General features: G+C 64.0%; 12 protein-coding genes. All 12 read right to left on the bottom strand.

The window, feature by feature from the left end:
• Window positions 1-82: 82 nt before the first annotated feature.
• The 12 genes from rpsG to AC3WQS_RS24900 all read right to left on the bottom strand — a co-directional run bounded on the left by rpsG (window position 83) and on the right by AC3WQS_RS24900 (window position 12,387).
• On the bottom strand, window positions 83-553 hold the full coding sequence (rpsG, locus tag AC3WQS_RS24955; protein WP_003941856.1) for a 30S ribosomal protein S7: 471 nt from the start codon (window positions 551-553) through the stop codon (window positions 83-85).
• Window positions 553-927, bottom strand: coding sequence for a 30S ribosomal protein S12 (rpsL, locus tag AC3WQS_RS24950; protein ID WP_003941908.1), 375 nt, complete (start codon window positions 925-927; stop codon window positions 553-555). Before rpsL ends, rpsG begins: the two co-directional genes overlap by 1 nt.
• Before the next feature lie 409 nt (window positions 928-1,336).
• On the bottom strand, window positions 1,337-1,882 hold the full coding sequence (locus AC3WQS_RS24945; protein ID WP_060939051.1) for a DUF3558 domain-containing protein: 546 nt from the start codon (window positions 1,880-1,882) through the stop codon (window positions 1,337-1,339).
• Entirely contained in the window at window positions 1,879-2,427 is a 549-nt protein-coding gene (locus AC3WQS_RS24940) for a DUF3558 domain-containing protein (RefSeq protein ID WP_029254868.1), read from the bottom strand. The genes AC3WQS_RS24945 and AC3WQS_RS24940 overlap by 4 nt, the downstream gene beginning before the upstream one ends.
• 83 nt (window positions 2,428-2,510) lie before the next feature.
• A complete protein-coding gene (locus AC3WQS_RS24935) occupies window positions 2,511-3,122 on the bottom strand; it encodes a TetR/AcrR family transcriptional regulator (RefSeq protein WP_019744287.1) in 612 nt (203 codons plus the stop codon).
• A 42-nt stretch (window positions 3,123-3,164) separates the two neighbouring features.
• Complete coding sequence (locus AC3WQS_RS24930; RefSeq protein WP_030535468.1) at window positions 3,165-3,950, bottom strand: enoyl-CoA hydratase family protein; 786 nt, start codon at window positions 3,948-3,950, stop codon at window positions 3,165-3,167.
• Between the two features lie 24 nt (window positions 3,951-3,974).
• On the bottom strand, window positions 3,975-5,135 hold the full coding sequence (locus AC3WQS_RS24925; RefSeq protein WP_029536739.1) for an acyl-CoA dehydrogenase family protein: 1,161 nt from the start codon (window positions 5,133-5,135) through the stop codon (window positions 3,975-3,977).
• Window positions 5,135-7,120: an ATP-binding protein gene (locus AC3WQS_RS24920; protein ID WP_031333070.1), complete on the bottom strand. Its 1,986-nt coding sequence runs from the start codon at window positions 7,118-7,120 to the stop codon at window positions 5,135-5,137. Before AC3WQS_RS24920 ends, AC3WQS_RS24925 begins: the two co-directional genes overlap by 1 nt.
• Before the next feature lie 8 nt (window positions 7,121-7,128).
• Window positions 7,129-8,727, bottom strand: coding sequence for an acyl-CoA carboxylase subunit beta (locus AC3WQS_RS24915; RefSeq protein ID WP_019744291.1), 1,599 nt, complete (start codon window positions 8,725-8,727; stop codon window positions 7,129-7,131).
• Window positions 8,724-9,872: an acyl-CoA dehydrogenase family protein gene (locus tag AC3WQS_RS24910; protein WP_084326722.1), complete on the bottom strand. Its 1,149-nt coding sequence runs from the start codon at window positions 9,870-9,872 to the stop codon at window positions 8,724-8,726. The genes AC3WQS_RS24915 and AC3WQS_RS24910 overlap by 4 nt, the downstream gene beginning before the upstream one ends.
• Window positions 9,869-11,590 carry an acyclic terpene utilization AtuA family protein gene (locus tag AC3WQS_RS24905; protein ID WP_020968977.1) on the bottom strand — a complete coding sequence of 574 codons (1,722 nt, stop codon included), beginning with the start codon at window positions 11,588-11,590 and terminating at the stop codon, window positions 9,869-9,871. Before AC3WQS_RS24905 ends, AC3WQS_RS24910 begins: the two co-directional genes overlap by 4 nt.
• Window positions 11,587-12,387 (bottom strand): TIGR03084 family metal-binding protein, encoded by an 801-nt coding sequence (locus tag AC3WQS_RS24900; protein WP_020968976.1) that lies wholly within the window; start codon window positions 12,385-12,387, stop codon window positions 11,587-11,589. The genes AC3WQS_RS24905 and AC3WQS_RS24900 overlap by 4 nt, the downstream gene beginning before the upstream one ends.
• Window positions 12,388-12,458 lie beyond the last annotated feature (71 nt).

Here is a 12,458-nt window from a genome sequence, read left to right as displayed (position 1 = left end):
CGGAAACCGGCGAGATGATCAGGTCGCCAACGGCGACAAGCGTCGGAGCCCCACCCGATGGCAGTTGCTCCGACGCTTTACATCACCAGCGGTAGTGGGCGAATGCCTTGTTGGCTTCGGCCATCTTGTGAGTGTCTTCGCGACGCTTCACAGCTGCACCGAGGCCATTGCTGGCATCGAGGAGCTCGTTGGCGAGACGCTCGACCATGGTCTTCTCACGACGTGCACGCGAGAAGGTGACCAGCCAGCGCAGTGCCAGCGTGGTGGAACGACCGGGACGAACCTCGACCGGCACCTGGTAGGTAGCGCCACCGACGCGGCGGCTACGAACCTCGAGTGCAGGCTTGACGTTGTCCAGGGCGCGCTTGAGAGTGACGACCGGATCGGTGCCGGTCTTCTCGCGTGCCTGCTCGAGAGCCTGGTACACGATTCGCTCTGCGGTGGACTTCTTGCCGTCCAGCAGGATCTTGTTGACGAGCTGCGTCACCAACGGGGAACCGTAAACCGGGTCGTTGATGAGCGGGCGCTTCGGAGCGGGGCCCTTACGTGGCATTAGCTCTTCTCCTTCTTGGCGCCGTAGCGGCTGCGTGCCTGCTTGCGACCCTTGACACCCTGGGTGTCCAGGGAGCCGCGGATGATCTTGTAACGGACACCCGGGAGGTCCTTCACACGACCGCCACGGACGAGCACCATGGAGTGCTCCTGAAGGTTGTGACCTTCACCGGGGATGTACGCGGTGACCTCGACCGAAGTCGTGAGGCGAACACGTGCGACCTTACGGAGCGCGGAGTTCGGCTTCTTGGGGGTGGTGGTGTACACGCGAGTGCACACGCCACGACGCTGCGGGCTGCCCTTGAGGGCTGCCGTCTTGACCTTGGCGGTCTTGTCGCGGCGACCCTTGCGGACCAGCTGGTTGATGGTTGGCATTTACCGGCTTTCTTGTGACGAACAGACTGCTCGAGCGAACTCGGGCCGTTCGAAAACGTGGCTGTTCTGAAATTAGGGATCTAGCAGTTGGAGCAAGAGAGCTGCTGCTCCTCACCCACCTCAGAGTCTGTACTCAGCACTTTCATGCCGCGCACTGCCCCCGAGGTCGGGCGTGTCGCATACCCCCACACAGGCAGCCGGATGCTCGTTCATCAGCAGTTTCTGCTCGAACGCGCGCACGGCAATACCTAGCTAGGCACACAGATCGGCCCGGGCATGCCGGACACGACCCATAACGATACCTGTCGGCGCGCCACGAGGTCAAAGCGAGGCCACGGTGATAGTGACCTCACGCTCTGACCAGACACTCTGGCTGCAAACTCAGACCACGCAGCCGGACCGGTCACGATCAGATGCTGCGGTTCAACGTCAACGCGCCGAGCTTTGCCGCAGCCTCGCACGGATCCGCGCCGCCCTGCGGCTCGGTGACCCACCAACCGAACACTCCCCCGGCCGGTGCGCTCGCGCTCACGCCGCAACTCTGCGGATCGGCCGGCTGGCGAACCTCGTAACCGCCACTGCCGTTGATGTCGATTTTCGCCACCACGTATCCCAGATGTTCGAATGCAGCGCGCTCGTGATCGAGGGTGCCCGTCTCGAACCAGTTGAAGGTGATCTTGATCGGACCCGCGGCCCCGATGCCGTCCCAACGGCAGATGGCGCCGAAGAACCCACGCCCGACGGCGTCGGCACCCACGGCACCGGCGATCTGCTCGTCGGTGACGGCCTCGCATTCTTGGAGGACGTTGGCGAATTCCTGGCTGTCACTACCGCCGTAGCTGCCCTCCGCACGGGGAGTCCCGATGACCACCGAGCCGCAGCCTGTCAGCAGAACCAGCGATCCAGCCAGGGCGAGCCCGATCCGTACGCGCTTCACGGCGCCCTCGAACTTCACTGTGCCCTCGAAACTGTTTTTTCCATCAGATCCCGCGCCACCGTGCATGGATCCGCGGTCGGTGGCAGCAAACCGTAGGTGATCGACCAGTGCACGAAGTCTCCGCCGAACGCGATACCCAACTCGCACAGCGAACCTGCCGTGGACGCGATGAAGCCTTGATGACCACCGATCGTGATGTCGGCGGCGGGACGTCCGAGCAGGTCGGACCCGGCCCGTTCGCGGCCGATCGGGCTACCGCGGTACCAGGAGAAACTGACGCTCGGACCGCTCGAACCAGCGACCTCCCACTGGCAACCGACGCCGTTGCGCGTCGTCGTCGCAAAAGCGCCGAGGTTGAAGGCATTGACAACTTCTTCGTCGGTCACCGAGCCGCATTCGGCGAACATCGGACCGGGATCGGTGGGTGCGAGCGCCGGCGAACTGGCGTCGTCCCCCGGCCGATCGGCGGACCCGTCGTCGGAGCTGCAGCCGACCACCGCCGAAAGCACGGCAGCCGAGACCAATACCGAAGTCCCGATCGAAGTGAGGGTGCGTGCGGCCATGGAGCCGACTGTACTTCTCGGTGGCCCCCGACACACGCCACGTGCGCACCTCGCTCATCGGTCGCCGCCACGCCGCTACCGATTCAGGGAGTCGGGACCGGTACCCGAACCAGCGTGGAATCCAATTGCGCCGCCCATTGTTTGACCACCTCGGTGCGTCGACGCGAGTCGTCGGTCAAGACATCTGCCAGCCCCAGCCCGCGGGCCAGGTCCAGGGTCGCCTGTACCAAACGGTGCGTCACCGGATCGGAGTCGTCGACACCCAGACTCTCGACGGCCATGCGGTGCGCGATGCGCCCGAACCGTTCCTCGAGGGGCAACACGCGGGCCCGCAGGTCGGGGTCGGAGGCAGCGGCCGTCCACACCTGCAGTGCTGCTTTGAACAGAGTCCCGGTGTAGTACTCGACCAACCGCGAAATGACCGCCTCGGTTCGTCCGGCACCCACCGGAAGGTCGGTCGATTCCTTTCGTGCCTGATCCATCCTGGCGTCGAACATCACCTCGAGCGCCGCGGTGATGAGGTCCTCGCGGGTCGGGAAGTGATGCTGCATCGCACCGCGGGACACCCCGGCACGCTGGGCGACGACGCTCATCGTCGTTGCGCTCCATCCGAGTTCGGCGAGACACTCCACAGTCACTTCGAGCAGGTGGGAGCGCGTGACTCGACTTCGGTCCTGCTTGGGTTCTCGAGTCATCGCGCCGCCATCCTTTCTACCGCTGTGTTCCAGTGCGCAGTTCTACTGCGCCCAGGCTGCTGGACGCTTCTGCAAGAAAGACATCATGCCCTCACGAGCCTCGTCAGAGGAAAACAGCCGGGCCGACTGCGCGATCATCTCCTCGCCGTCACGGTCGAATCCGGCCAGGACCGAACGCGTCGTGATCCACTTCGATTCGGCAAGTCCCTGCGGTGAACATTGGCGCAAGGTGCCGAGCAGTTCGGTGATCGACTCCCCCGTGTCCTGCGACGCGGCGGTGACGAGTCCGATGGATTCGGCCTCGTGCTGGCCGAACTTCTCTCCGGTGAGCAGGTATCGGCTCGCAGATCGCTGGTCGAGCCTCGGTAGGACCGTGAGCGAAATGATGGACGCTGCCAAACCCAACCGTGATTCCGTCACCGCGAAGGTGCTCGCCGGTCCGGCGACGACAATGTCGCACGCCCCGACAAGACCCATACCCCCGGCTCGGACGTGACCGTCGATGCGCCCGATCACCGGCTTGGGAAGCTCGAGAATGCTGCGCAAGAGCGTCAGCATTCCCCGCCCTCGTTCTTTGACGGCCTCTTCCGGTGACGCGGACGATCCGGAAGCCTCGCTGAGATCGGCTCCCGCACAGAATGTTCCACCGGTGTGGGTGAGCACCACCGCTCGAACTGCCGGATCGGCGGCCGATGACGTCAACCCCGCTTGTAACTCCGTGACCAACCGCGTCGAAATCGCGTTGCGGTTGTGGGGTGAGTCGAGAGTGATCGTGGCAGCACCGCCCGATACTTCGTACCGTACGTATGGCTTGTCCTGATCCGTCATGAGTCTCCTCTTCAGTAGGACCGTTTAGTACGACCGCGGCAGACCGAGAGAGTGCTGCGAGACGAAGTTGAGGATCATCTCGCGGCTCACCGGCGCGACGCGGGCGATACGGGCCGCGCCGAGCATGGCGGCCAACCCGTATTCCTTCGTCAGGCCTGCGCCGCCGTGCGTCTGGATCGCCTGATCGAGCGCCTTGATGCTGGCTTCGGCGGCGGCGTACTTTGCCATGTTCGCGGCTTCGGCAGCACCGAAATCGTCACCACTGTCGTAGAGGACCGCGGCCTTCTGCATCATCAGCTTGGCGAGCTCGAGTTCGATCTTCACCTGCGCGAGGGGATGCGAAATACCTTGGTGCGCACCGATCGGCGTCTTCCACACCGTGCGCTCGTTGGCGAACTTCACCGCAGCGTTCAGGGCGTAACGGCCCATGCCGATGGCCATCGACGCACCCAGGATGCGCTCGGGGTTGAGGCCGGCGAACAACTGCATCAGGGCGGCATCGGCTTCGCCGACCAGAGCGTCGGCCGGCAGACGGACGTCGTCGAGGAACAGGATGAACTGGTGGTCCGGTTCGATGATGTCCATCTCCATCTGCGTCTTCACGAATCCGGGAGAATCCGTGGGGACGATGAACAGAGCGGGCTTGAGCTTGCCGGTCTTGGAGTCCTCGGTGCGCGCAACGATGAGGACGGCGTCAGCCTGATCGACACCCGAGATGTAGATCTTGTTGCCGCTCAGGATCCAGTCGTCGCCATCCCTGCGTGCCGTCGTGGTGATCTGATGAGAGTTGGAACCGGCGTCGGCCTCGGTGATTCCGAACGCCATGATCTTGGAGCCGTCGGCGAGGCTGGGTAGCCACTGCTGCTTCTGCTCCGCCGTGCCGTACTTGCCGATGATGGTGCCGCAGATGGCCGGGGATACGACAACCAGGAGCAGACCGGCACCCTGTGCCGCCAATTCCTCCTGCACCAGCGCGAGTTCGTAGATACCGGCACCGCCGCCGCCGTATTCCTCCGGCAGGTTGACGCCCAGGAATCCGAGTTTGCCCGCCTCGTTCCACAATTCGGTGAGCGGCTCACCCTTGCGCGCCTTGGGCAGCACGTAGTCGACGTAGTTGAAGCGCTCACCCAGTTTGGAAACGGATGCCCGCAGTTCCTTCTGCTCTTCGGTTTCGATGAAACTCATCATGCTTCCTCTTCTGTAGCGGGTTCTTCCACACGTGCGAGTACCGATCCGACTTCGACCTGCTGGCCGACGGCGACCGGAAGTTCTACCAGGACACCGGCAGTCGGCGCGGTGACGGTGTGTTCCATCTTCATGGCCTCTAGCCACAGAATCGGCTGGCCGGCAGTGACGGTGTCACCGAGTGCGGCGCCGAGGCGGATAACCGATCCCGGCATCGGAGCGAGCAACGAACCGGCGGCGACTTCCGCCGACGGATCCACGAAGCGCGGTGCTGCCGTCAACGCGACCGGCCCCAGCGAGGAGTCGACAAAAATCTCACTCCCGTATGCCGCCACGTCGAACGAGCGCTGTACTCCGCTCTGCTCGAGCACTACTCGGGCAGCAGTTGCCGATACCACGCTCACGTCGTCGAAGCCTTCTGCGTTCAACACGCCGCTTCGACTCAGGGAGTAGCGGACGTCGTAGTCGCCCGACGCAGTGGAGTAGCTCTTGCTCTGCGGCTGCGACGGCAGGTTGCGCCACCCGCTGGGCAAGCGGCCGATGACGCGCGCCGACGCCCGGTTGTGCGCGGCATCGGCAAGTGCCGCCGCTAGCGCCGAAAGCCTTTCGGCGTCGGTGTCGGCCAGAGGCGTTGACAACTTCTCGAGGTCATGGGTCTCGAAGAACGCCGTATCGGTGTCCCCGGCAATGAAGGCGGGGTGAGCCAGGACATTGACGAGCAGATCGCGGTTGGTGCGCAGGCCGTGAATCCTGGTGCGCGCCAGCGTCGACGCGAGCAGCCGGGCAGCTGCTGTCCGCGTCGGCGCGTACGAGATGATCTTGGCCAACATCGGGTCGTAGTGGACGCCGACAACACTGCCGTCGACGACGCCGGAGTCGAGGCGAACGCCCTGCTCACGCAGAACACTGAATTCTTGCGGGTCACCGGGCAACTCGATGTGGTGAACGGTTCCACTCTGAGGCTGCCAGTTCTTGGCGGGGTCCTCGGCGTACAGTCGCACCTCGATCGAATGCCCCCGGATCTCCGGTTGGTCGTCCGGAAGTGCTTCACCTGAAGCGACCTGCAATTGCAGTTCCACCAGATCGAGTCCGGTGGTGCACTCGGTGACCGGATGCTCTACCTGCAAACGGGTGTTCATTTCCAGGAAGAAGAAGTCGCCTTTTTCGTCAGCCAGGAATTCAACGGTTCCTGCTCCTTCGTAACCGATGGCGTTGGCTGCGAGCCGCGAGGCGTCGAAGAGCTTGTCGCGCATGGCGGGGATGCGCTGCACGAGCGGCGACGGTGCCTCTTCGACCACCTTCTGATGCCGACGCTGGATCGAGCACTCGCGCTCCCCCACCGCCCACACCCCACCGTGGCGGTCGGCCATGACCTGGACCTCGATGTGCCGACCGGTCTCGAGGTAGCGCTCGCAGAAGACAGTCGGGTCGCCGAAGGCGGACTGCGCCTCACGCCGCGCCGCTTCCAGTTCGCCTTCCAGCGCCGACAATTCACGAACGACACGCATTCCGCGTCCGCCGCCGCCCGCCGACGCCTTGATCAGCACTGGCAAATGAGCGTCGGTCACCGCAGCGGGATCGAGTTCGGACAGCACCGGAACTCCGGCCGCGTCCATGATCTTCTTGGACTCGACCTTCGATCCCATGAGCTCGATGGATTCGACGGGCGGACCGATCCATGTCAGTCCGGCATCGATGACGCTGCGCGCGAACTCCGCGTTCTCGGAGAGGAATCCGTAGCCGGGGTGAATCGCGTCGGCGCCCGAAGCCTTGGCGGCGGCGATGATGAGCTCGCCCCGCAGGTATGTCTCGGCAGGCGTGTTACCCGGCAGGCGAACCGAGGCGTCGGCTTCGGCGACGTGAGGACTGTCGGCATCCGCGTCGGAAAAGACCGCGACCGTCCCGATTCCGTTCTTGCGGCAGGTTGCAAAGACACGGCGGGCGATTTCGCCACGATTGGCGACCAGTACTGAAGTGATTGTCACGGCGTGCCTCACATACGGAAGACGCCGAAGTTCTCGGTGCCTTCGATCGGGGCGGTGGCAATGGCCGACAGGCACATTCCCACCACGGTGCGGGTGTCTCGGGGATCGATGACGCCGTCGTCGTACAGACGCCCGGACAGGAACATCGGAAGTGACTCGGCCTCGATCTGGTTCTCGATCATCGCTCGCATGCCGGCATCAGCCTGCTCGTCGAAAACCTGGCCGCGGGCCTCGGCAGCAGCGCGTCCCACGATGGAGATGACGCCGGCGAGCTGCGCACCGCCCATGACGGCGGACTTGGAACTGGGCCAGGCAAAGAGGAATCTCGGATCGAATGCCCGTCCGCACATGCCGTAGTGACCGGCGCCGTACGACGCTCCGAGCAGGATCGAGATGTGCGGAACCTTGGAGTTGGCAACCGCATTGATCATCATCGATCCGTGCTTGATCATGCCGCCCTCCTCGTACTCCTTACCCACCATGTAGCCGGTGGTGTTGTGCAGGAACAGCAACGGCGTGTTGGAGCGGTTGGCAAGCTGGATGAACTGCGTTGCCTTCTGGGACTCTTCGCTGAAGAGAACTCCACGTGCGTTGGCCAGGATGCCGATCGGGTAACCGTTGAGTTCGGCCCAGCCGGTCACGAGGGAGGAACCGTAGAGCGGCTTGAACTCGTCGAAGTCGGAACCGTCGACGATACGGGCGATGACCTCACGCGGATCGAACGGAATCTTCAGGTCGGCCGGAACGATGCCGAGCAACTCTTCCGGATCCTCGAGCGGTTCGATGATCTCCGCGCGAGGCGCCGGCCCCTTCTTGGTCCAGTTGAGTCGCTTGACGATCGAGCGACCGATGCGGATCGCGTCCTGCTCGTCGGCTGCGAAGTAGTCAGCCAACCCGGACTTGCGAGCGTGCATTTCGGCGCCGCCGAGTGCCTCGTCATCTGATTCCTCACCGGTGGCCATCTTGACCAGCGGCGGACCTGCGAGGAACACCTTGGAGCGTTCCTTGATCATCACGACGTGGTCGGACATGCCCGGGATGTACGCGCCGCCGGCAGTCGAGTTACCGAAGACCAGTGCAATGGTGGGGATACCGGCTGCGGAAAGCTGTGTGAGGTCACGGAACATACGCCCGCCCGGGATGAACACCTCCTTCTGCGTCGGCAGGTCTGCACCGCCGGACTCGACCAGCGAGATGACGGGAAGGCGGTTCTGCATGGCGATGTCGTTGGCGCGGAATCCCTTACGCAGCGTCCAAGGATTGCTGGTGCCGCCGCGCACAGTGGGATCGTTGGCGACGATCAGGCATTCGACACCTTCGACAACGCCGATACCGACCACGGTGCTGGCGCCGACCGGGAAGTCACTCCCCCACGCAGCGAGGGGACACAGCTCGAGAAACGGTGAATCCTGATCGAGCAGGAGTTCGATCCGCTCGCGCGCCAGAAGCTTTCCCCGTTTGTGGTGCCGCTCGGTGTACTTCTCGCCGCCACCGGCAAGCGCTTTGGCGTGCTCGACCTCGATCTCGGCGAGCTTGGTGTTCATGGTCGATGTTGCGGTCTGATACACCTCGGAATTGGTGTCCAGCGTTGACCGGATGACACTCATGACTGATACCCCAATCGCTTGGCCGCGAGACCGGTGAGGATTTCGGTGGTTCCGCCACCGATTCCCAGAATTCGCATGTCCCGGTACTGCCTCTCCACTTCACTTTCCTGCATGTATCCGAGGCCGCCGAACAGCTGAACGGCTTGGTTCGCAACCCATTCGCCCGTCTCGACTGCCGTGTTCTTCGCGAAGCACACCTCGGCGATCAGGTCGCCGTCACCGGCCATGTACCGCTCGATCACCGAGTGGGTGTACACCTTGGCGACGTCGATCTTGCGGGCCATCTCGGTGACGGTGTTCTGCACGGCCTGCCGACTGATGAGAGGTCGACCGAAAGTTTCGCGGGCGCGGCACCATTCGAGGGTCAGCTCCAGGCAACGTTCTGCACTGGCATACGCCTGCGCGGCGAGCGCGACACGTTCGGAAACAAATGCCTGGGCGATCTGCGCGAAGCCGCTGTTCTCTGCGCCGACCAGATTCCCCACAGGAACCCGGGCATCGACAAAGGACAGTTCCGCGGTATCGGATGCACGCCAGCCCATCTTCTCGAGTTTGCGTGAGACGGTGAATCCCGGTGTGCCCTTCTCGATCACGAGCAGTGAGACACCACCCGCGCCGGGGCCACCGGTGCGCACTGCGGTAACGACGAAGTCGGCTCGAACGCCGGAGGTGATGAACGTCTTGGCGCCGTTCACGACGTAATGATCGCCGTCGCGCTTGGCTGTGGTTGTCAGGTGCCCGACGTCGCTGCCTCCGCCGGGCTCGGTGATGGCGAGCGAGCCGATCTTGTCGCCGCGCAGGGTCGGCTTGACCCACTTCTCGATCTGCGCCTCGTCGCCGGCCGCAATCAGGTGCGGCACCGCGATGCCGCAGGTGAAGAGCGATGCGAACAGCCCGCCCGACGCACCTGCCTGATGCATCTCCTCACAGATCACGATGGAGTCGACGGCGTCGCCGCCCTCACCGCCCACCGATTCGGGAGCACTGGCGCCGAGCAGCCCGAGAGCGCCTGCCTTGCGGTGTAATTCGCGCGGAATCTCGCCGTCGCGCTCCCACTGCGTCAGATGCGGCAGAATCTCCTGGTTCACGAATCCGCGTACGGTCTCGCGAAGCGCAAGCCTTTCCGGTGTGGTCCACACGGTCACCGTGAATCCTCTTTCTCGTCAGTTACGGGGAGTAGCGAAATCGGGATGTCGATGTGGCGCGAACGCAGCCATTCACCAATCCCCTTGGCCTGCGGATCGAACCGCGCCTGCGAGGCAACACCCTGACCGAGGATTCCCTCGATCACGAAGTTGACGGCACGAAGGTGCGGAAGCTGGTAGCGAGTGACGTTCAGGTCTGCTGCTTCCGGTAGCAGTTCCTTGAGCATTTCGACGGTCAGAGTGTGCGCCAACCACTTCCACTGATCGTCCGTGCGAACCCAGACGCCGACGTTGGCATTTCCACCCTTGTCGCCACTACGGGCACCGGCAATCGTGCCGAGTGGCACCGAAAGCGAAGACTGTGGCGGCAACGGCTCCGGACGCTCAGGTTCGTCGACGGCTTCGAGGTCCTGCGTCAGCGTCGACGGAGCGATGTCCACGCGAGTGCCGTCGGGCAGTACGGCCACGTGCGGCACCGATCCCGCGTCGACGTAGCCGGGGGTGAACACTCCGTACGGTTGTCCGTTGCTCGGCGGCGCGGTCAGCGAGAAGCCTGGGTAACTGGCGAGTGCCATTTCCACCGCAACCGCAGAGAAGGGACGACCGATCACCTTGGGATCGGAATCGCGAACCACGCAGCGCAGCAACGCACTCGCGGTTTCCTCGGTGTCGGAATCCGGGTGATCCGTGCGAGCGAGAGTCCAGACCAGTTCGGCGGGCTTCTTCGTCAGCCAGGATTCGAGTTGAGTCTTCGCCAGATCCGCTTTGGCCTCGATGTCGAGACCCGTGAGGATGAACGTGGCCTCGTTGCGGAACCCGGCCAGCGTGTTGAGTGAGACCTTGTACTGCGGCGGCGGAGCCTCGCCCGTGACTCCGCTGATCAGCACCCGATCCGGGCCTTCCTGGGTGAGCACCGCGTTGTCGATGCGGGTGGTCACGTCCGGGCCTGCGTAGCGTCCACCCGTGATCTCGTACAGCAGCTGCGCCGTCACGGTGCCGACGCTCACCTCGCCGTCCGTACCGGCATGCTTGGTGATGACCGAAGATCCGTCCGCGTTGATCTCGGCGATCGGGAAGCCAGGACGGCCCAGATTCGGAATCTCGGTGAAGAACGCGTAGTTGCCGCCGGTGGCCTGGGTTCCGCACTCGATGACGTGGCCCGCCGCGACAGCACCGGCCAGCTGATCGAAATCATCTCGCTTCCAACCGAAATGGTGAGCGGCGGGACCGACGATCACCGAAGCGTCGGTGACACGTCCGGTGACCACGACATCGGCGTCGGCCGACAATGCTTCGACGATGCCCCAGGCGCCGAGGTACGCGTTGGCCGTCAGCGGGGAGCCGAGTCCGAGTTCGTCTGCCCGAGAGACCAGATCGTCGCCCTCGACGTGGGCGATCTTCGCGTTCAACCCCAGCCTGGTGTTGACCTCGCGCAGCGCGTCGGCCAGTCCAGCCGGGTTGAGACCGCCGGCATTCGCGACGATCTTCACGCCCTTGTCGAGCGCAAGTCCGAGGGTGTCTTCCACCTGTCGCAGGAACGTCTTCGCGTAGCCGAGCGACGGGTCCTTCATCCGGTCCCGTCCGAGGATCAACATCGTCAGTTCGGCAAGGTAGTCGCCGGTCAGGTAGTCGAGTTCGCCGCCCTCGAGCATCTCGCGCATCGCCGAGACGCGGTCGCCGTAGAAACCGGAGCAGTTACCGATCCGTACCGAACTCATTTATCCACCTTCGCTTCTCGTGCGGCTCGTCCCTCGCCGCTGGGTCCGGCAAATGCCTGCGCGAACCCGAGCCACTCGTCCGCGTCGGCACCAACGGCAACCAGATCGAGATCGGCGCGATTGGCACGCTGAGTGACCAGCAAACAGAAGTCCAATGCGGGCCCGGTCACCTTCTGCGGTGCATCTTCCGGCCCCCAGGTCCAGAGCGAACCGTCCGGCGCCGTCAACTCAACCCGGAAATCGTCGGCGGGCGGCGTCTTCTCGTTGACCGAGTACGCAAAGTTCCGCGTACGGACACCCAGATGAGCGATGTTCTTGATGCGCGCCGTCGGGGCTCGCTCGACGCCGAGCGCGTCGGCAACGTCCTGCCCGTGCGCCCACGTCTCCATCAATCGCGCAGTTGCCATGGACACTCCGCCCATAGGCGGGCCGTACCAAGGAAACTTGGTACCGGACGGGGCGGCGGTGAGAGCCTCGACGAGAGCGGTGCGCCCCGCTCGCCAATCGGCGAGCAACTCCGCCGGCGGGCGGGCCGCCTGCTCGGCAGCACCGTCGTCGACAAATCCCGCCGGATTCACGAACGCCGCCTTCAACTGCTCCGCAAACCCGTCCGGGTCGGTGATCGCCAGGATCGCAGCACTGTCCGTCCAGTGCAGGTGCCCGATCTGATGCGCGACGCTCCACCCTTCCGCCGGCGTCATTGTCGCCCACTTCTCCTCGGGCAGATCCGCAACCAGGGCGTCGAGGCTCTCGCCTTCGGCCCGCAAGTCATCGATGAACGTCTGAAGTTCGGCCATGCGACCAGCATCACACCCGGGTCCATAAAAATCAAGCACGAATGATTGTTATTGAGAAATCTTGTGGTGAG

It is taken from the genome of Rhodococcus sp. FW305-130 (genome assembly GCF_058788335.1).
Note: the sequence above shows the minus strand (reverse complement) of the source record. Positions and strands in the feature narration are given on the sequence as shown.